The organism is Rhodococcus sp. C-2, assembly GCF_027854095.1.
GTDB classification, from domain to species: Bacteria; Actinomycetota; Actinomycetes; order Mycobacteriales; family Mycobacteriaceae; genus Rhodococcus_F; species Rhodococcus_F qingshengii.
This window is the reverse complement of sequence record NZ_JAQGFI010000019.1, coordinates 69,243-88,788: the sequence shown is the minus strand read 5'-3', so window position 1 is coordinate 88,788 and position 19,546 is coordinate 69,243. Positions and strand designations below refer to the sequence as shown.

General features: G+C 61.4%; 15 protein-coding genes and 1 riboswitch. Of the genes, 7 read left to right on the top strand and 8 right to left on the bottom strand.

The features are described from left to right. Positions 1-535 precede the first annotated feature (535 nt). Complete coding sequence (locus PCS43_RS30505; protein WP_225320092.1) at positions 536-1,825, top strand: plasmid pRiA4b ORF-3 family protein; 1,290 nt, start codon at positions 536-538, stop codon at positions 1,823-1,825. Positions 1,826-1,906: 81 nt separating this feature from the next. On the opposite strand, the gene PCS43_RS30500 is transcribed toward PCS43_RS30505, so the two are convergent. Beyond that, positions 1,907-2,482, bottom strand: coding sequence for a TerD family protein (locus tag PCS43_RS30500; protein ID WP_003940660.1), 576 nt, complete (start codon positions 2,480-2,482; stop codon positions 1,907-1,909). A 113-nt stretch (positions 2,483-2,595) separates the two neighbouring features. After that, on the bottom strand, positions 2,596-5,778 hold the full coding sequence (locus PCS43_RS30495; RefSeq protein WP_064444046.1) for a DEAD/DEAH box helicase: 3,183 nt from the start codon (positions 5,776-5,778) through the stop codon (positions 2,596-2,598). A gap of 112 nt (positions 5,779-5,890) precedes the next feature. Here PCS43_RS30495 and PCS43_RS30490 point away from each other — a divergent pair, with 112 nt between their 5' ends. After that, complete coding sequence (locus PCS43_RS30490) at positions 5,891-7,018, top strand: alpha/beta hydrolase (RefSeq protein ID WP_031333643.1); 1,128 nt, start codon at positions 5,891-5,893, stop codon at positions 7,016-7,018. A 52-nt stretch (positions 7,019-7,070) separates the two neighbouring features. Here the strand turns inward: PCS43_RS30490 and PCS43_RS30485 are convergent, their stop codons facing one another. Together PCS43_RS30485 and PCS43_RS30480 are read right to left on the bottom strand one after the other, a co-directional pair. Then, positions 7,071-7,430 carry an excalibur calcium-binding domain-containing protein gene (locus tag PCS43_RS30485; RefSeq protein ID WP_003940648.1) on the bottom strand — a complete coding sequence of 120 codons (360 nt, stop codon included), beginning with the start codon at positions 7,428-7,430 and terminating at the stop codon, positions 7,071-7,073. A gap of 172 nt (positions 7,431-7,602) precedes the next feature. Continuing rightward, positions 7,603-8,976: a dicarboxylate/amino acid:cation symporter gene (locus PCS43_RS30480; RefSeq protein WP_003940669.1), complete on the bottom strand. Its 1,374-nt coding sequence runs from the start codon at positions 8,974-8,976 to the stop codon at positions 7,603-7,605. Positions 8,977-9,315: 339 nt separating this feature from the next. On the opposite strand from PCS43_RS30480, the gene PCS43_RS30475 reads away from it, so the two are divergent. The 3 genes from PCS43_RS30475 (at position 9,316) to PCS43_RS30465 (ending at position 13,130) form a co-directional block, all read left to right on the top strand. Next, a complete protein-coding gene (locus PCS43_RS30475; protein WP_065455956.1) occupies positions 9,316-10,221 on the top strand; it encodes a phosphodiesterase in 906 nt (301 codons plus the stop codon). A gap of 78 nt (positions 10,222-10,299) precedes the next feature. Continuing rightward, positions 10,300-10,413, top strand: a riboswitch (SAM riboswitch). Continuing rightward, a complete protein-coding gene (locus tag PCS43_RS30470; RefSeq protein WP_209909267.1) occupies positions 10,396-11,742 on the top strand; it encodes an LLM class flavin-dependent oxidoreductase in 1,347 nt (448 codons plus the stop codon). It overlaps the preceding riboswitch by 18 nt. 20 nt (positions 11,743-11,762) lie before the next feature. Next, entirely contained in the window at positions 11,763-13,130 is a 1,368-nt protein-coding gene (locus tag PCS43_RS30465; protein ID WP_007729254.1) for an NtaA/DmoA family FMN-dependent monooxygenase, read from the top strand. 51 nt (positions 13,131-13,181) lie between these two features. Here PCS43_RS30465 and PCS43_RS30460 read toward each other — a convergent pair whose 3' ends face one another. Next, positions 13,182-14,675, bottom strand: coding sequence for a stealth family protein (locus PCS43_RS30460; RefSeq protein ID WP_020970156.1), 1,494 nt, complete (start codon positions 14,673-14,675; stop codon positions 13,182-13,184). Positions 14,676-14,955: 280 nt separating this feature from the next. Between PCS43_RS30460 and PCS43_RS30455 the strand changes: the two genes are divergently transcribed. Beyond that, on the top strand, positions 14,956-15,189 hold the full coding sequence (locus PCS43_RS30455) for a hypothetical protein (protein ID WP_047269827.1): 234 nt from the start codon (positions 14,956-14,958) through the stop codon (positions 15,187-15,189). A 3-nt stretch (positions 15,190-15,192) separates the two neighbouring features. Here the strand turns inward: PCS43_RS30455 and PCS43_RS30450 are convergent, their stop codons facing one another. Beyond that, entirely contained in the window at positions 15,193-15,741 is a 549-nt protein-coding gene (locus tag PCS43_RS30450) for a nuclear transport factor 2 family protein (RefSeq protein WP_225320091.1), read from the bottom strand. A gap of 111 nt (positions 15,742-15,852) precedes the next feature. Between PCS43_RS30450 and PCS43_RS30445 the strand changes: the two genes are divergently transcribed. Beyond that, a complete protein-coding gene (locus tag PCS43_RS30445) occupies positions 15,853-16,827 on the top strand; it encodes a TauD/TfdA dioxygenase family protein (protein ID WP_083059573.1) in 975 nt (324 codons plus the stop codon). On the opposite strand, the gene PCS43_RS30440 is transcribed toward PCS43_RS30445, so the two are convergent. Continuing rightward, on the bottom strand, positions 16,828-17,670 hold the full coding sequence (locus PCS43_RS30440; RefSeq protein ID WP_209909264.1) for a hypothetical protein: 843 nt from the start codon (positions 17,668-17,670) through the stop codon (positions 16,828-16,830). 31 nt (positions 17,671-17,701) lie between these two features. Continuing rightward, positions 17,702-19,495, bottom strand: coding sequence for an alanine racemase (locus PCS43_RS30435; protein ID WP_209909261.1), 1,794 nt, complete (start codon positions 19,493-19,495; stop codon positions 17,702-17,704). Positions 19,496-19,546: the final 51 nt, after the last annotated feature.

Below are 19,546 nucleotides of genomic sequence, written 5' to 3'. Positions count from 1 at the left end.
GGACACCGCCGAACACACATTAGAGAAGCCCCCCAACCAGTACTGGTTGGGGGGCTTTCTCGTACCCAAAACACCCCACCCCGCCAACACCCGAAAGCACCCCCGCCGGCACCCCCGACTTCGAGCGAACAGCACTGTCGTCGCCTCAGATCGACCGAACGTACCGTTCGCACGATCGAAGGGGGAGCATCCCCGCTGGCATCCCCGCATCGAGTGAACGGCACTTTCGTCGCCTCAGATCGACCGAACGTGCCGTTCACCATCAGGGCAGGAATTGGGCGAGGAAGATGCCGCCGCCGACGCACGTAGCGACTTGTTAGCCAAGGTATTAGGTTGTGAACCGTCTCATAAGTCCGAAGTACTCTCCGATTTTGTGCCTTCGTCCCTAGCACTTTGGCCTAGGCTGAGTCTCATGGTGGGGTTGAGCAGCTCGAGGGTGTCGCATTTGCGACTCGTTCCGACGGAACCTGAAGAACTGCAAAGGTTTGTACAAGAAGCTGGCGGAGGGCGTGGGGGCATTCAGATTGCGCGATCGTTGCGTTCGAAGAGACGCGCGGTACCGGCGCAATACGCGATACGTATCAGTGTCGACAATGTTTCCACTCAGATCTGGCGACGAATCCTCGTCGCGTCGGATCTGAATCTGGATGACCTGCATTCGGTGGTTCAACGGGCAATGGGGTGGAGTGACCGTCAATCGCACGCGTGGTCCAAGTCCGGCAGCCGATTTCCCGGCGAGGTCGAAGAGTACGTAGCTTCCGGGAGCAACGCAGAGCAGCGTCGCGCCGGCCGAGCCGCGATCGTAGAGTCCGCGGTACGCCTGGACGAGGTCATGGTCTCGCCTGGCGATGAAATCAGTTATCGCTACGGACGCTTCGGGAACTGGCGCCACACGCTGACACTTGAATCTTCCGAAGTACTGCCCGACGGGTTCCAAGTTGTGTGTGCCGCGGGTCGCGGTGCTTGTCCGCCGGAGGAATGTGTCGGACCTGACGAGTACGAGCAACTCCTCGGTGTTCTCGCTTCGGAGAAGCTGCGCTCCCATGAATGGACCCTCGAATGGCCGCAAACTGAATTCGAGCCGACACGATTCGAGATCGCTGAGGTCAATAATCGACTGCATAGTCCTAAACCGGACGAGATCGCTGCGTCGTACGACATTGCAAAGCTCGTCGAATGCCTGGGACCCTCGCGAGTCCCGGAACTGCACGCGGTCCTCGCCCGAGCAGGCATTGACGATCAGTCGGCAATCGGGGAGTTGGTCCACGTCGAGGCGGGCCAACGCATTCAAGCGGTTCTGGCTCTGATCGGTGTCGAAGGGATCGGTGCCGATGATTTCTTCACGACGGTCGACGCGATGCTCGACGAACCTGAACTGGGACCTGTAAACCTTCCACAAGGGCGATCACTCTTCGCAGTGCTCAAGAAGTTCGGCCTGGTGCGAAAGCACAAAGGGCAGATTGTTCTGACGAAGCGGGGACAGTCGGCAGAGCGGGACGCGTCAATGACGTGGTCGGTGATCGTCGAGGGAGTTCCGGTTGCGCCCGGCGGCTCGCAGAGAGCGGTGGAACTCCTCGTCCTCCTTGCCGTAGCCGCCGGCATGTCCCCGGCGGATCGTCATCGTTTCGTCGCGGGAGCGCTGGAGTCGATTCGGTCGTCGAGCATCCTGATGGCTGGAGCTCAGACTTCCAGACGTGACACGTCCGGGAGCACCGTAGAGGTGCTCGGATTGATCGGCGCTACGGGGTACGAGCTGGGGAAGTTCGGCAGCAAAGCGGACTCGCCCTGGGCTGTTCACCTCGCGAGGGCGATCCTGCGGCGTTAACTCGCGCGTCGACGCAGACAACCGAAACGGGGTTCGATCCGGCAATGCCGAATCGAACCCCGTTTCGTGTACCGATAGAGATCAGATGTTCACGCCGTAGTCGCGGGCGATTCCGGCCAGTCCCGATGCGTATCCCTGTCCGACTGCACGGAACTTCCATTCGCCATTGTGGCGGTAGAGCTCACCGAAAAGCATGGCTGTCTCGGTGGATGCATCTTCGGAGAGGTCGTAGCGTGCCAGTTCGGAGCCGTTCGACAGATCTACGACGCGGATGTAGGCGTTGGTGACCTGTCCGAAGGACTGGAGTCGCGCATCGGCGTCGTGAATCGAGACGGGGAAGAAGATGTTGGTGACGTTGGGCGGTACAGCCGGGAGGTCGACGTTGATGACCTCGTCGTCGCCGTCACCTTCACCGGTGAGGTTGTCGCCGGTGTGCTCGATGGATCCGTCGGGCGAGCGAAGGTTGTTGTAGAAGACGAAGTGAAGGTCGGAAAGGACCTTGCGTTCCGGGCCGGTGACCAACGCGCTGGCGTCGAGGTCGAAGTCGGCACCACTGGTGCTGCGTGCATCCCAGCCGAGACCGACTGCGACCTTGGTCAGATTGGGTGCGGCCTTCGACAGAGATACGTTGCCGCCCTTGGCAAGTGTGACGCCCATTCAGGTTCCTCTCGTTCGAACGAAGTGGATTTCTTCGTTCGGGAGTTCTGTGTTGTCCGTTCGCGACTCACATTACCGTGAGCGGGTAGGTGCGGTTCGACCGAATAGGCACCTCACTCGAACAGCGCGCGAAGATCCTCGGCGTCGAGTCCGGTGCCCAGTGTGCCTTCGGCGTCCATGACATTCGAGAACAATGCCGACTTCTTGGCTTTGAGCGCCATGACCTTCTCTTCGATGGTGTCTTTGGCAATGAGGCGGTAGACCATGACGTTTCGTGTCTGCCCGATGCGGTGAGTACGGTCGACCGCTTGTGCCTCGGCGGCCGGGTTCCACCAGGGGTCGAGAATGAAGCAGTAGTCGGCCTCGGTGAGATTGAGGCCGAAGCCACCAGCCTTGAGGCTGATCAGGAAGACGGGGACTGCACCAGACTTGAACTCCTCCAACACTTCACCGCGATTGCGCGTCGAACCGTCGAGATAGCTGTACGGAATTCTTTCCTCGTCGAGTCGGTTGCGGACAGAACCGAGGAACCCGGTGAATTGGCTGAAGATCAACGCACGGTGTCCGCCGGCAATGACGTCGTCCAATTGCTCGACGAGAGCGTCGACCTTGGCCGATGGGACGGGTCCGCTTTCCTCGTCGACCAGCGAGACGTCGAGACTGAGTTGGCGTAGCAGCGTCAGCGATTGCAGGATCGTGAACCGATTCTTGTCGACGTCGTCGAGCAGTCCGAGAATCTTCTGCCGTTCGCGTTGCAGGTGGGTGTCGTAGATCGCGCGATGGCTCGGATGCAACTCGATCTCGAGTACCTGCTCCTGCTTGGGCGGCAAGTCCGCAGCCACCTGTTCCTTGGTGCGCCGCACCATCAGCGGTTTGACGCGTCGTCGCAGTTGCGCCAATCGCTCTGTGTCGCCTTCCTTTTCGATGGGAGTGCGGTAGAAATCGGTGAAGGTGGTGGGGCTGGGAAACAGTCCTGGTGCAGTGATTGCGAGGAGCGACCACAACTCCATGAGATTGTTTTCCATGGGTGTTCCGGTGATCGCGAGTTTGAAGGGTGCGTTCACTGCCGTCGCACACTTGTGGACCTTGGACTTGTGGTTCTTGGCGAATTGGGCTTCGTCGAGCACCAGTCCGGACCAGCGGCCGGCGGAATACGCATCGGTGTCGAGGCGAAAGAGAGCGTACGACGTCACGACGATATCCGCCCCGTCGACGAGTGTTGCCAGGTCGGTTCTTCTGCGCCGCAGAGTATCCGTGATGACAGCGGTGTGGAGGGTCGGTGCGAACTTCGCCACTTCGGACTTCCAGTTGGAGACCACGCTGGTGGGAGCGACGATCAGAAAGGGAGGCGCGGCCGGATTCGATTGCCTTGCAGCGCAGATCATTGCGAGGGTCTGCAGGGTCTTGCCCAGGCCCATGTCGTCGGCGAGTATGCCGCCCAAGTTGTGCAGTCGGAGGAAATTGAGCCAACGGAATCCGTCGACCTGATAGGGACGTAGCGTTGCCGTCAACGTGTCCGGGACTTCGACGGGATCGATGCCCGAACTGCCGAGCAATCCTGCGATCTGCTTCTTCCAAGCTGCTGCTTGATGTTCCACCCTTCCGAGCGCCGTCAATTCTTCCCACAGTCCGGCCTGAAATTTGCTGATCCCGAGTTTGCCGGTAGGCCGATCGAGTAGCGACCGCGCTTCGGTGATGAGACGGTGCAGGCCGAGTAGTTCAGGTGCGTCGAGCCGAAAGAAGGCGCCGTCCGGTAGCAGTATGTGAGTCTCGCCCTTGCTCAGAGCAGAGAACAGTGTTGTGAACGGAACGCTTTGTCCCGCAACATCGACGGTGACATCGAGGTCGAACCAGTCGGATCCGCTGTCCCCGTCGGGGGCTGATGTGCTGAGGCCGATCACGACAGCGTCGTCTGCAGGCCGGTAGTCGGCGGGGGTTCCTGCAACCGTGAGGTCGATGGCGTCGTGCGCTTCGAGTTGGGGCAGGAGGTCGAGTGTGAACTGCATGGAATCGAGGCCGGTCAAAGTTCCCGCGAGAGTGGCCTTCGCCGCGGCCGCACCGAGGCTCTTGGCAATGGCATCTTCGGCAACGTGGTTGCGGATCTCGGACTCGTCGGTGGTTGTGTCTGCGGTAGAAATGATCAGTTCGTCGGCATCGACGGTGTACTTCCATGCCGATTCGATGTCGATGCGGTGGTTGTCCGCGTAAGTGGCCATCAGTTGTAGCCGAGGACCGGACACAGTCGGTGGGTTGTAAGCACCGTCGGAAGATATGACGGGAGCGAGGTTTCCGAGTTTGAACACGAACCGCGACGTGAATGCATCCCGATGCTCGGCGGGTATGTCGACCGATTTTCCGGAGTCGATCAACTGCCTCAATTGGTGAGTTATCGGCGTGTGCAGTGGTGCGAGAGTGATCGCGTTGGCGGCGTCGAGCGCGAAGACGCCATGTGCCGGCGTGCCGACCAGTCCCCAGTCGGAATGAGTCACGATGTGCCCATCGGTCTGAATTCGGGGAGTGAGACGGAGGTTGTTGTCTTCCGCTCCGTGGACGTCGAGGCAGATGTTGGCGTCGTAGAGTAGGGAGATGTTGCCGAGGCCGGCTTTCGAGTGAACGAGTGAAACGCCGACGCTGAGGGCCTCACGAAGAAGCGACCAGAGTTGCGGGCTCGCGAACCCGGCAAGATCGATTTCCGCGGCATTTTGATTTCGGTAGTAGTTGCCGGCGCTGTGGAGGAGATGTATGTCGCGTAGAACCCGGAGGTGATCTGCGGGGAACTGAAAAGTGCTTCCGAGTTTGTTCCAGGCGAGCCCGCCGGAGATCCACCCTCTCGCTCCTGGTTGTACGGGTTTGATGATGAGCCTTGTCGATGCGCCCTTGGTTCGGGTGGTGAATTGAATGCCAAGTCCACGTGTAGTGCGGCCGGCCAGGTCTGGTCGGAGCAACTCCTCGAGCGAGCTGTCCCATCCGAGGTGTTGTGGAGTCTTGTTCGCCTCGGCAACCGCTGCGAGCACCAACGCGACTACGTGCTTGCAGTTCATCCGCACGGGACACGTGCAGAGGCCACGCGTGAACGTTGCTGTACCGGCCGCGCCGCGACTTACCGAAATCGTGCAGGTGTACGGCTCTCGCGCAGTTCCCGATACAGCGCCGGTCAAGATGTCAGCGGTGTCGTTCCATCCGATGGATTCGACTGCATTCTCCCGCAGGTAGACAAGTCCGCGGTCGTAGGTGGTTGTGCCCACGACAGCGCGAATTCGGTCGAGGTCGAGGGCCCTGACTGAATCCGGTTGCACGGGGGCCAGCCTAGTAGCGGCGACCGACAGATCTTGTCGTGGTCGTTTGTCCAAGAAAGTCCGAACTGCACGGTATGTTCACGGAAACATCTTTGACTGGTTTGGGAGTTTCATGAGGACTGAGCGGCGTGCGTGGATTCGATCTGCGCGCACAGGTGCGGTGTGTTTGGCCGTCTGTGCACTTTCTTTGCAATTGGGCGGACTGTCGACGGCAGCGCCGAGTTCCGGAAGCTCGGGTAGTTCGGGAAGCTCGGGAAGTCTGGGCAGCGTCGAGGGAAGCGTGAGCTCGGGGTCGACGATCCCGGGACCACTTCAGGAGGATCCGGGCCCCAAACCGGACCTGCGCGACGACATCGTCGTCCCGGCCATCGTCGGCGAGAAGGTGACCGCACCACAAGCGATCAGGCTGACGGTGGCGTCGCCCGCACTTCGACGCGAGGTCGGCGTCGAGATTTTGCTACCCGCTGACAATTCGGTTCCGCGCCCAGCGCTGTACATGCTCGAGGGTGTCGACGCCGGAGAGAAAAGCAGCGGATGGATGACGATCGGCGGCGCCCCGGCGTTCTTCGCCGACAAGAACGTCAACGTCGTGATGCTCAATGGCGGAATCGCGAGCCTGTACTCGGACTGGGAGAATCCGGATCCGCGGCTGGGACTGCACAAGTGGGAAACCTTCATCACCGAGGAGTTGCCACCGCTGATCGACGCGCGACTCGAGACCAACGGAATCAACGCGATTGCCGGCAATTCCATGGGCGCGATGGGTGCAATGATGCTCGCCCAACGCTTTCCGGACATGTATCGCGGCGTTGCCGTGTTCAGCGGCTGTTATTCCACGATGGATCCGCTCGGCCGAACTGCCGTCCAGGCCACGATTTCTTCTCGAAGCGGAGATCCGGCCAACATCTGGGGTGTGCCAGGGGGCCCGGAGTGGGAGGCACACGATTCGTTGATCAACGCAGAGAAGTTGCGTGGCAAGGAAATCTACGTGTCGACGGCAAACGGTCGTCCCGGATCTGACGAGACGCTGCAGACTCCTGAACTGCTCGAGCGTCTGGTGATCGGCGGCGGCATCGAGGTTGCCGCCCACGCCTGCACCAAGATGTTCGACGCTCGGTTGCAGGAGCTGAAGATTCCGGCGCAGGTGGATTACGAGCCGAACGGCACGCACGCGTGGGCGTATTGGCGTGAACGACTGCCGAAGGCGTGGCCGACTCTGTCCCGGGCATTGGGCGTCTGACGGTTCGACAACAGTGCTCGGGTTGTGGATGCACCACAACCCGAGCGTTGGATCACTCGCAGGCGATGCCGTCGTTGTCGCGGTCGAGATGCGGGGCGTATCCGTTCTGGCCCCGGTACAACGGAGCTGCGCCGGCATTACGAACGGCTGTGCAGTTCTGGTAGTACCGCGCTGGTGCGGGAGTGTTCTGCGGCGCCGGCTGGTTCTGGGGCGCTTGCGGAGCGGGCGGCGCCGGCGGTGCGAAGACCGGGGGAAGGAACGGCTGGACTGCGTCGGCAGAGCCAGTCGGAATCATGCGTGCGATCTCGATCGGTAGGAAATCGAAAACCGTGGATGCCTGAGCGGCGGGTGCGGCAACCAGAGTGATTGCGGCGCAACCTGCGACGCTGAATGCCAGACGGCGGAGCTTCATGTGACCTCGTGTTCAACTGGGCAGCCCTTCCACTTCTGAGGGCTGTGCCGGCTGAGCATACTGGTCATAACGACCAAATGGTTTATTTCGGTAAGGGTGAAATCTGGGGTGAACAGCAGCGTCCCCGCACCGTATTGCTCAGGTGCGGGGACGCTGCTGTAGTCATCGAGGGTTACGCGTCGACAAGTTCCTCGGCGAAGGGATCACCGTTGCGGGGAGCGTCGAAGCGCTCCTTGTCGAGGATTCCCTCACGCTTTGCGACGATGACCGGAACCAGAGCCTGGCCGGTGACGTTGACTGCGGTGCGGCCCATGTCGACGATCGGTTCGACTGCGAGGAGCAGTCCGACGCCGGCAAGGGGAAGACCCAGGGTGGAGAGTGTGAGTGTGAGCATGACTGTCGCACCGGTGGTTCCGGCCGTTGCTGCCGAGCCGATGACCGAAACGACGACGATCAGCAGGTAATCGGTGAAGGTCAGCGGAACGTCGTAGAAGCCGGCGACGAAGATTGCCGCGATCGCGGGATAGATTGCGGCGCAACCGTCCATCTTCGTGGTGGCACCGAGCGGAACGGCGAACGAGGCGTACTCACGCGGAACACCGAGGTTGCGTTCGGTGACGCGTTCGGTCAACGGCAGGGTGCCGATCGACGAGCGCGAGACGAACCCGAGCTGAGTTGCGGGCCAGACACCGGAGAAGAAGCTTCGAACCGAGAGACCGTGTGCGGCAATCAGGATGGGGTAGACCACGAAGAAGACAATGGCCAGACCGATGTAGATGGCGGCGGTGAAGACGCCCAGCGAGCCGATTGCATCCCAGCCGTAGGTGGCGACAGCGTTGGCGATCAGCGCGGCGGTGCCGATCGGGGCGAGGCGGATGATCCACCACAGGACCTTCTGTACGATCGCGAGCAGCGAAGCGTTGAACTCGAGGAACGGCGCAGCCTTGGGACCGATCTTGAGTGCAGCAATACCGATTGCACCGGCGATGACGAGCAGCTGCAGGACGTTGAAGCTCAGCGATGTAGTCGCCACGCCTTCGGCGACGGAAGTCTTTGCACCCAACCCCAGGAAGTTGTTCGGAACCAGTCCGGTGATGAACGCCCACCACGAGCCGGAGCTCTTGGGTTCCTTCGCTGCTTCGGCGGCGACATCGGTCCGTGAACCGGGATCGGTGATCAGGCCGACGATGATGCCGATGATCACAGCAATGAAAGCGGTGATCGCGAACCAGAGCAAGGTCTGCACGGCCAGGCGAGCTGCATTGGCGACCTGGCGCAGGTTGGCGATGGAGCTGACAATGGCGGTGAACACCAGCGGGATCACCGCAACGGTGAGCAGCTTGACGTAACTCGAACCGATGGTCTGTACGGTGCCGACCAACCAGTTGACGTTGCCGTCGGCCGCATCAGGCATTGCCCGGGCGACGAGACCGATGATGACACCGAGTACGAGACCGGCGACGATCTGCGGTCCGAATGCCGTCGCCCAGGACGGAAAACGGGACGTGGACTTTTCCGGCACGCCGGTGGAGGTGGAGCTGGGCATGACTATGCCTTTCGAAAATCAAGGGAGCGAAACGCAGCGCGGCACCAGAGGCCGGGCAGATTCGAAGAAATGTTTCCTGGTACGCGTCAGGTCAGAGCGAGCGCGTACACATTGCGCTCGCCTGCAGGCGAAGGTCGACGTAACGCCGACTGGTCAGGAACAACACTGTCCACACACTACTCGCAGCTTCAACTACTCGATCCCGAGGGTCGCCGCGGGAGTTCGCTTCGTGTTCGTCGGGCGTGCCCCGATCAGTCACTGTTGGTCGGTTGACTAGTCTCGACGATCAGTAGGTGCCGCACCGGCGCCTACGCGTCGGCAAGCGGAAGCGAGAGACCGATGAGCGTTCGGAATGCCGAGTACCCGCGTCCGAAGCATTTCCTGGTGCACCTCAGTGACACGCATCTGGTGGCTCAGGGGGAGTTGTACGACGCCGTGGATGCGTCGACGAGATTGCGGGAAGTGCTCAGCGGGATCGTGGCCTCGGGCGCACGCCCGGATGCACTGATATTCACCGGCGACCTGACCGACCAGGGACACCCCGACGCATACGCGGAATTGAAAGCCATCGTGGAACCCGTGGCGGCCGAGATCGATGCGCAGGTCATCTGGGCGATGGGCAACCACGACGACCGCTCTACTTTCAGATCTCTGCTGTTGGGCGAGGACGCCACCGATCATCCCGTCGACAACGTCTACGACCTTGACGGACTGCGGGTGATCACCTTGGATTCGTCGGTTCCCGGTCATCACTACGGTGAGATCTCGGATCGTCAATTGGATTGGCTACGCGCAGAATTGGCGGTGCCCGCGCCCGAGGGAACAATTCTGGCGCTGCATCATCCGCCGGTTCCGTGCATTCAGGATCTCGCGGTTCTGGTGGAGTTGCGCGATCAGTCCCGGTTGGCAGACGTCTTGCGTGGCAGCGACGTCCGGGCGATTCTTGCTGGGCATCTGCACTATTCGACGACGGCGACGTTCGCCGGCATTCCGGTTTCCGTGGCGTCGTCGACGTGTTACACCCAGGACTTGAATGTGGAAGTCGGTGGTCAGCGTGGTCGTGACGGGGCTCAGGGGTGCAATCTGGTGCACGTGTACGACGAGACAATTGTTCATTCGGTCGTTCCACTCGGCGCGCACGTGACGGTCGGTGAGCCCGTCGACGCGGCCGAGGGTGCCCGGAGGCTCAGTGTTGCCGGCATTCGAATCCTCGAGAGCGAAAAGGCGGCACGCTCGATCATCTGAGATGGCAGGCGGTTTCCGACACCCACGCGCAGTTCCGGGTGATTGCCGGGCGGTCGCGTACTCACTACCGTCGAGGTAGGTGCAGAGCTCCAGCAACAAGGACCGGCTAGCTGGACGGCAACCCTTCATGCCGATGGGGTGCCCCGGAATCACACCTGGCGATACGCGCGGTGCGTGTCGCAAGCGGCAGTCGCCACGAGAACCGTCAGTCGGGTGCTGACGGTTTCTGCGGTCGGCACTGTGCGCTCCCGAGTAGTTCTCGAACAGGAGTATGCGCCGATGACCTCCACCCCCTCCTCTCATCTTGCTCCGTTGCATCTCGCCGTAGCGCTGGACGGTGCCGGTTGGCACCCTGCAGCCTGGCGAGAGCCGCACTCGCGCCCGAGTGAGCTGTTCAGCGCGTCGTATTGGACTGACGTGGTGACGACCGCCGAGCGTGGTCTGCTCGATTTCGTCACCATCGAGGACAGTCTCTCGGTGCCAGCCAACCCACTCGAGCCTGTCGACGACGCGGTTGACCGGGTGCGCGCTCGGCTCGACGCACATCTCGTGGCCGCCCGACTGGCACCGATCACGAGCAACATCGGGTTGATCCCGACCATCACCACCATTCACACCGAACCGTTCCACGTGTCCAAAGCCGTTGCCACGCTGGACTACACCTCGCGCGGTCGCGCCGGGTGGCAGGTGAAGGTGTCGGCGTCGGAATCCGAGGCAGCACATTTCGGGCGCCGCGACATCCCAGCGCTCACCGATGCCGACCGTCAGTCGATCGTTTCAGGCGTCCTCCCGGACTTCGTGCGCGCGCTGTTCGACGAAGCTGCGGAGGCAGCCGACGTCGTCCGGAGACTCTGGGACAGTTGGGAGGACGACGCCGAGATCCGTGATGTGGAGCAGCGCCGATTCATCGACCGGGACAAGCTGCACTACATCGACTTCGAGGGAAAGTACCTCTCGGTCCGTGGACCGTCGGTGACTCCGCGCCCGCCGCAGGGGCATCCCGTCGTCACCGCATTGGCTCATCAGCGGGTCGCGTACGAGCTGGCGGCGCGGACGGCCGATCTGGTGTTCGTGACGCCGTTCGACGACGAGCAGGTCACGGCAATCCTGGGTGAAGTGCGAGCAGCCGAAGAACACGTGCAGCGCACCGGCGAACCGCTTCGGGTCTTCACCGACATCGTCGTATTCTTCGATGCTCCGGAAGAAACCGGAAAGGAACGGCTCGCTCGCCTCGACGCGCAGGCCGGCGCCGAATACCGTTCGGACGCGCTGACCTTCACCGGCACCGCGGCTGAGTTGGCAGATCTTCTGTTCCGGTGGCAGCAGTTGGGAATCGACGGCTTCCGGTTGCGGCCGGGCGTCGTCGTGGACGACCTCGACGCGATCGCAGGTGAGCTGGTACCTGAATTGCAGCGACGCAGCGTATTCCGCACCGAGTATCCGCAGACGAATCTTCGCGGACTGCTTGGCCTACCCATCGACGTTCCCAACCGCTACGCCGCCGGTACTCCGGCCGCCTGACAGACGAGGAATACATTTTCATGAGTTCTCAGAAGCGTAAGCAGGTCATCCTGGGTGCCTACCTCGGCGGCGTCAACCATCACACTGCATGGTGGGATCCGCAGGCGGGCAGCCAGATCGAGTTCGATTCCTTTGAACACACCGCTCGAACCGCCGAGCGTGGGAAGTTCGACTTCTTCTTCCTCGCCGAAGGCCTTGCCCTTCGTGAGCGTGCAGGACAGATTTTCGATCAGGACATCATCGGTAGGCCGGACACCTTCACGGTCCTTGCATCGTTGGCGGCGGTAACCGAACACCTCGGATTGGCCGGCACTATCAATGCCACGTTCAACGAGCCGTACGAACTGGCCCGCCAATTCGCGACGCTCGATCAGTTGTCCGGAGGACGTGCCGCCTGGAACGTCGTCACCTCGTTCGACGCATTCACCGGCCAGAACTTTCGCCGCGGCGGATACCTCGACCGCGCGCAACGATACGAGCGTGCGGAGGAGACCGTAGCGCTGGTGCGTGAACTGTGGGATTCGTGGCGAAGCGACGACATCGTGGCCGACAAGGCATCAGGGCGCTTTCTCGCGCGACCGGATGCCGGTGAATTCGCTTTTCATGGATCGCATTTCGACGTGAACGGCCGATTCACAGTGCCGCGTAGCCCGCAAGGGCGCCCGGTTATTCTGCAGGCCGGGGTGTCGCCGCAGGGGCGCGATTTTGCTGCCGGCAATGCCGACGCGATCTTCTCACCGTACGGTCAGTTGCCCGAGGCGGCCGATTTCTATCGCGATATCAAAGCACGTGCCGTTGCGGCCGGACGTGACCCGGGTGACATCAAGATCCTGCCGTCGGCGAGTTTTGTTCTCGGCACCTCGGAGGCAGATGCGATCGAGAAGTACCGAGAGATTCGCGACCAGCAGGTCACCGGCCAGACCGCTTTGGTTCTGCTCGAACAGATCTGGAATCTCGATCTGTCGAAGTACGACCCCGAAGGACCACTACCCGATATCGCTCCGGATCCCGAGGCTCCGCCGATCATCCAGGGCCGCGCCTTCATTCACCAAGATCGTTTCGCGACCGTCGCAAAACTGCGCGCGGTAGCGGAGAGCAAGAAGTTGAATCTGCGCGAAGTGGTGATCGATCAGTTCGAGCGTGGACCGATCGTGGGTACACCGCAGCAGGTTGCCGAGAAAATAGATTCGTTTGTCAGCAACGACGGTTCGGATGGGTTCATCCTCGGGTCGCACCTTGTGCCGACCGGCCTCGACGAGTTCGTCGACGACGTGGTGCCGCTGCTGCAGGATCGAGGTGTTCTCCGCAGTGACTACGAAGGAACGACGTTGCGTGACAATCTCGGTCTGCCCATTCCGGTGCAACGGGAGCATGTGACAGCACGCTGATCGACCGAAGTAGCAAGGGCCCAGCCGAAATCGGCTGGGCCCTTGTTTCGTCTAGGCTTCCCAGGGCGCCGGGATGGGGTAGTAGCTCTCCAGGAACTCCGTGATCTTGCGTGTGCGAAGTTCCAGATCGATCTCCGGAGCGCTGCCGTCGTTGAGGCAGAAGAAGTCCATGGAGCGCTTGGCGAGCAGTGAGTCCATGTCGCGCAAACCGGCCTTGACCGTCGTGTCGACGTATTTGACGGCGGCGGACTTCTGCACCACCGACCGTCCACTCATGAGCGTGTAGTAGTGGTACAGCGAATTGGTCACCGAGATATTGGAACTCGCGCGGAAGGTGCTTGCTGCAGTGGCCGCGAAGTCTTCGGCGAACTCGCGTTCCATCTCGGCCATCACGCTCTTGCGTAGTGGCGTCGCTGCGTGCTCCAGATGTCTGGTGGTCATCAGACCGAAGCGGTCCTGCAGCAGACGGCGGTTGACGCGGGCCGCATTCTCGAACCCGCTGCGGTCGTTGTCGTTGTGTCCCAATCCGATTCTGGTGTCGGCCTCGATGAACATGCTGATCCCACCGGGGGAGAAGAACATGTCAGGGCCGACGGGGCGACCGAAGAACATGTCGTCATTGGAGTAGAGGAAATGCTCTGCCAGACCCGGAATATGGTGCAGCTGGCACTCGACAGCTTGAGAATTGTGGGTGGGCAACACACTTGGATCGGCGAAGAACTTTTCGCTGGGCATGAACGTGACTCGCGGATCGTCGGCAAGCCAGTCCGGACGATCGGAATCGGTTGCGACGAAGATCCGCCGGATCCACGGCGCGTACATGTGGATAGATCTAAGTGCGTATTTGAGCTCGTCGATCTGACGGAAGCGCGCTTCTGATTCGTCGCCCTCGCCGACGATGTAGTTCTGCATGCGCTTGGCGCGCTGAGCCTGAAACTCTTTGGAAGAACCGTCGACCCAGGAAAAGACAAGATCGATATCGAAGCTGATATCGGAGGCATGATCGGCGAACATGTTCTCGATGGTCGGCCAGATCCGGCCGAATCGCTCGACGGTTCCTCGGACAGCTTCTTCGGGGAGGACGGTTCGTCGTGTCAGTGAGTTCTCGACGGGTAGGACGATTTCTTCGTCGGAAATCGACCACAATTCGATCTGAACGCCGATGTTCGCGCCGTAGTTCATACCGCTTGCGACGTGAACCCTCGGACGGAACAAGCGGAAGATCCGTGACTTGTTGGTTTTCGACAGGGCACCGTCCGCGACAAGGAGCGCTGGACTCTTCTTCGCGTCGACGGTTTTGGAATAGAAGGGTGCGTTTGCGCATCCCTCGACAAGTGCCTGCCGCAGGTTCTTGCGTTCCGTCCAGCTGACCGCGATGACCGGGCGCTCGTCGTTTCCGCGGACGAGTAGATACTCGATTCCTGCGGCGTCGAGGATGTCGCGGATGAAGAGGAGATCTTCGACCATCGCTTCGAGCGGCGTGGTGGTCGTGATCGCGAGGGCAAAACGATTCTTGAATCGGACGGTCTCGGGTAGCTCGCCCATCCGTGCGCGTGACGCGGCCGACGCCGGCTCCACAGGATTGGGGCTGTCCTGCTCCGGAGGTACGAAGTAGATGTCGTGCGGAGCGGGAGATTCTGTAATGGGATGCCTTCCGATTCTGATCCAGCTGTGTATCTGTCGCCCCCGACGCTGCGAGAGCGTGGTGGCGACGAGCTCAGTCTATGCCGTCGGCGCCGAAAGTCGGACATGAGTGACGGGGATGGGTAGCGCGGGGCGAGTCGGGTACCCCGAGGACCGAAGCGAGAGTGAAGGAGGAGAACCGATGCGTGTGAAAGCGATGGTCGGAACAGGCGCGGTGGCGGTTGCGCTGGCCGCCGGCCCAGTTGCGACAGCGTCTGCGGAGCGAACCGAGGCAGCGGGGTCGGAGGGTTCACCGGAGATGCTGACCTGCGAGGTTGTCTTCGATGCACTCGAAGATATGAGCCCGGAATGGACGGAAGAGGGGATCGATCAGGTCGAAGACTGGTGTGAGGCGATCACCGGCGAAGAAGACTGAGCGTCAGCCGCGCGAAATCACCCGTCGCGAGAGTCGCCACCGCCCATCTTCGAGTTCGAACTCGTCCGCGTAGCTCCCGACGCCGCTGAGTTCGGGCGACGTGGCTGTGTCGACGTAGAACGTCCACACCGCGTCCGCGCGGGCTGTAGTTTCCGACGTCACGTCCACGGCGATCGCCGTGGTGACGTGACGTGTGAACGTGCCAGGCCCTTGAATGCCGGCCGCGCGACGCTCGCGAACTCCAGCAGCAATTTCTTCACGGCCACGTCGTACCTGTGCGGGGATACCGCGATCGGGATTGGCCGGCATGTTCCATTCGGCCTCGCGCGTGAACTGCTCCACGTAATCCTCGACCGAGCCGGTATCGGCAAGATGCGCGATGCGAGCGAGCGTTGAACGAATCTGTTCGGCAGGGCCCTCGGGTTGCATGCTGTCCTCCGTAGACGTGGGTGCGGCAGATCGCACGCTACAGCTCATGACGACAACGACGACGGCCTCGTCCCAGTGAGCGGCAATATTCTCCGGCGAGGGAGCGGCGAACTTTGAGATCACCTCGAGTTCAACCGTATTCGAGCCCGCAGCGTAAATGATTGAGTGTTCACAGTAGGCAGCGCCATGTCGACTGCCGCGCCCGTAGGCTTGACCGACTCACAGGAGATCGCCATGTCCGTCACCGAACTCGAACGTGTCACCCAGACCCCGGAGCAGATCTACGCTGCCGGCGGAATCACTGTCCACAAGGTCGGTGAGCTGATCGGCGCCCGCATCGACGGCGTACACCTCTCTGGGGATCTGTCCGAAGAGACCGCCTACGCGATCAACTATGCGCTGGCAGCGCACAAGGTTGTGTTCTTCCGTGGGCAGCATCATCTCGACGACACGTCGCAGTACGAATTCGCCGGAACCCTCGGCACCCAGACCACCCCGCATCCGACGGTGAAGTCCAGGGGCGACAAGCTGTTGGTGCTCGACCGTGCCGCCAACAGTTGGCACACGGACGTGACGTTTGTCGACCGCATTCCGAAAGCCTCGATTCTGCGAGCGACGACCATTCCCGAGTACGGCGGAGCGACCACGTGGGCGTCGACCACCGCTGCGTACGACCAACTGCCGCCTTCGCTCAAAGTCTTGGTCGAGAATTTGCGGGCCGTTCACACCAATGCCTACGACTATGCCGAGGTTGTCGATCAGGCGAACCCGGTGGACGCGCAGCGCCAGGCCTACTACGCCGAATTCACCCGTGAGATCTACGAGACCGAACACCCGGTGGTGCGTATCCATCCGGCGACGGGGGAGAAGACCCTCCTGCTCGGTCACTTCTTCAAGGAGTTCGTCGGGCTCAAGCCGTCAGAGTCGGTCGCTCTTTACCAGATCCTGCAGGCACGAATCATCAAGTTGGAAAACACTGTTCGATGGAACTGGTCGGCCGGCGACCTGGCGATCTGGGACAACCAGGCGACTCAGCATTACGGTATCGCCGACTACGGGACTCAGGCCCGCAGTGTGCACCGTGTGACATTGGCCGGCGACGTCCCCGTCGACGTCCACGGCGAGCAGAGTCGAATCCTCCAGGGTGACGCCGCGGAGTATTCGATCATCGCGGACATCGATCGGCTTCCCGGCTTTGTCGCGAACTGATCAGTCGTGCTGCGGGTGATCCGGCGGGAACATCTGTCCCCATGAGTGACTGCACGCTCGGCACGTCCATTCCGGGGTGTCCGGTCCCACGACGCAGCCAGTTGCGGCGAGCCACGGTAGGTGATCGAACGGATGGACCGGCATCCCCGGGGCACACTGAGCGGTTCTGTGTGCACCGCAGTGTGGGCACGGTGGATTTTTCGCCAGCATGTAGTCGATGAAGTTGGTGTGCCCAGACGTGGCCCTCCTTCCGGTGCACTTGCGGCACAGGACGGCTGGGTAGTCGTCACCAGGTTCAGCCTGCCTGAAGATCCGTGATGCGGAATGAAAGTGAAGGCGATCGCTGCTGTTGAACTTTCGCAACGGCATCGGTGAGCCGCAACCTGTGCAGTTGCCCCGCTCGTTCATCAACGTTCGGGCGTGGGCAGCTGTGGACGTCGGATCCAGCGTGTCGATGTCGCCGAAGTAGTGCGCATAGTGCGACTGGCCGGCCGTGAGAATCCGGTCGGCCAGTGCGTCGTCGACCGGCCCAGGATCCGTGGGAAACGTGATGGACCATCGTTGTTCGAGTTCTGGAACGGTGGGCAAACCGTGGAGTTCGTACGGGCGTTCATCGACTTCCATCCGCGACGTGCCGTCGAACGGCGCAGCCACGGTCTCGATGCAGAGCACCGTGCGAGGAGTGGTGTCGAGAACCGTGATCATCAGGTCACCGATGTCCATCTTTCCGCGCATGATCCAGGGATCGAGGCGTGCTCTGGGTTCGAGAAACGCGACCACGGCATCGATCCATGGCGTGCCGAGTGCGATGAATACGTGCTGACCGGGGCTCCGCATGATCATCGAACGATTCTCGCAAGGGCTGCCGACAACGTCAGGCTTTGACCACCTTGCGCCCGAGCAGCGATGCAACCAGTCCGTCGACGAAGGTCGCCTGACGGCCGAGAGGATCGGAATCCGCTCCCGCAACGCTGCCGATCGAAATCGATCTCGTCAGGCCGGTCTCGCTGATGAATTCGGCGGCGAGGTGCGCTTCTCGGAATGTGAGGCCGCCCAGATGTGTCGTGTCGTCGACGCCGAGAACACGCCCGTCGATGATGTCCATGTCGAAGTGGACGTGGACGCCGTTCACACCCTGTCCCGCCGCGGCGAGAACGCGAGGCATCAAGGCCGCCATGCCATGGCGATCGATCTCGTCGATCGTCACCAGCAATACCCCGTACTCGTCGAGTGCGCGCTTGTGATCGACCGTGGCGTTCTTGACGCCCACCAAGACGGTGTTCTCCAAACTGGGGCCGTGCAGATCCGCCGCCGACGACAGCAATTGCTCGATGTCACCGTGTGAAGCGAAAATGATTGCACCCAAATCGGTTCCAGGTTCGGTGGCGATCGGAATTCTGGTGTTCTGCCAGGCTTCGGCAGTGAGCCACAGCGGCAGCGTTGTGAGATCCGCAGCGGCATTCTCTCCTTGAACGCAGTCGAAACCGATTCCGGACATGTCCTCACGTAGACCGTGATCGAGGAGATGGCTTGCCAGGCCGGTAGTTTCGAGGTCGATCAATTCGACTGTCGCATTGGCATCAATCGGTTCAGTGCCCAGGACATAGCGCTTTTCGACGTAGGGCGATGTCATCGCCATCAAGAGCGCGCCGTAGTCGATCGTGAAGTCGACCGTCCCACCCAGTCGGTATTCGTCGCCTGTTTCTCCGGCGTCGACGAGGAGGTGATCGCTACTGGCGCTGATCACCTTCAGGCGCGGATCGATTGGGGTCAATCCTTCCGGCGAGATGTCTTCGCGGCCGATGGACAAGATCAGGCGTCGGCTCGGCTTGTCCTCGTTGTCGAAGACGGGGCGTCGGCCGAACGCGTCTTCCCCTGACACTCCATACGGCCGCGACGGCTTGATCTTGGCCTCGATGATGTCCGCGGTGAGAGTGAAGGCGTCGTTGTTCAGCAGTTCGTACAGTCCTGGGGGAGTCGGTGATTCGGCCAGAACGATGCTGGCACCCAAACGCAGATGGTTGATCCCCTCGGGCATCGTTCCGGTCTCGAGGAGTGGCAGAGAGAACGTATTGCCGCCGGAAACGATCGGCAGTTCGATCGAGAACCGCTTCGTGATTTCGTCGGCAATGTAGACCAGATTCGACAGGTTGTCGACGGTTGGCTGGATGCCGCCGACGCACGCGAGATTCGCGCCGATTCCGATCAGTCTGATGCCCTCGATGGGAAGGATTTCGGCGACTACATCCAACGCCTCCGCCGGCAGGATCCCTTCGCGGAGATCTCCGAGGTCGATCATCAGCACGATGTCGTGGATTACTCCTCGCGCCCGTGCTGCTCTGCCCAGAGCAACAATCGTCGTCAACTCCGAGTTGAGGCTGATGTCCGCGTAGCGGATCGTGTCGTCGATCTCGTTCAACGACGGTGCGCGGATCAGCATCAGGGGAACGGTGATGCCGTCGCGGCGGATGCGGGCCAGGTTGTCCAGGCGGGAGTCGGCGATCTGTGCGACGCCGCCGCGGACCATTGCTCGCGCCACCTTGGGGGAGCCACATGTAGATTTGCTGACGCCCGCCACCGCAATACCCTTGGCATTGGACGCTTCGACGAGGACGCGCGCATTCTGTTCGATACGACGCAGGTCGACGGTGATGGTCGGTCCGGTCATGATCTCCCCGTTTTCTCCGAAGGCGGTTCACGATCCGGGCATTCCAGACCG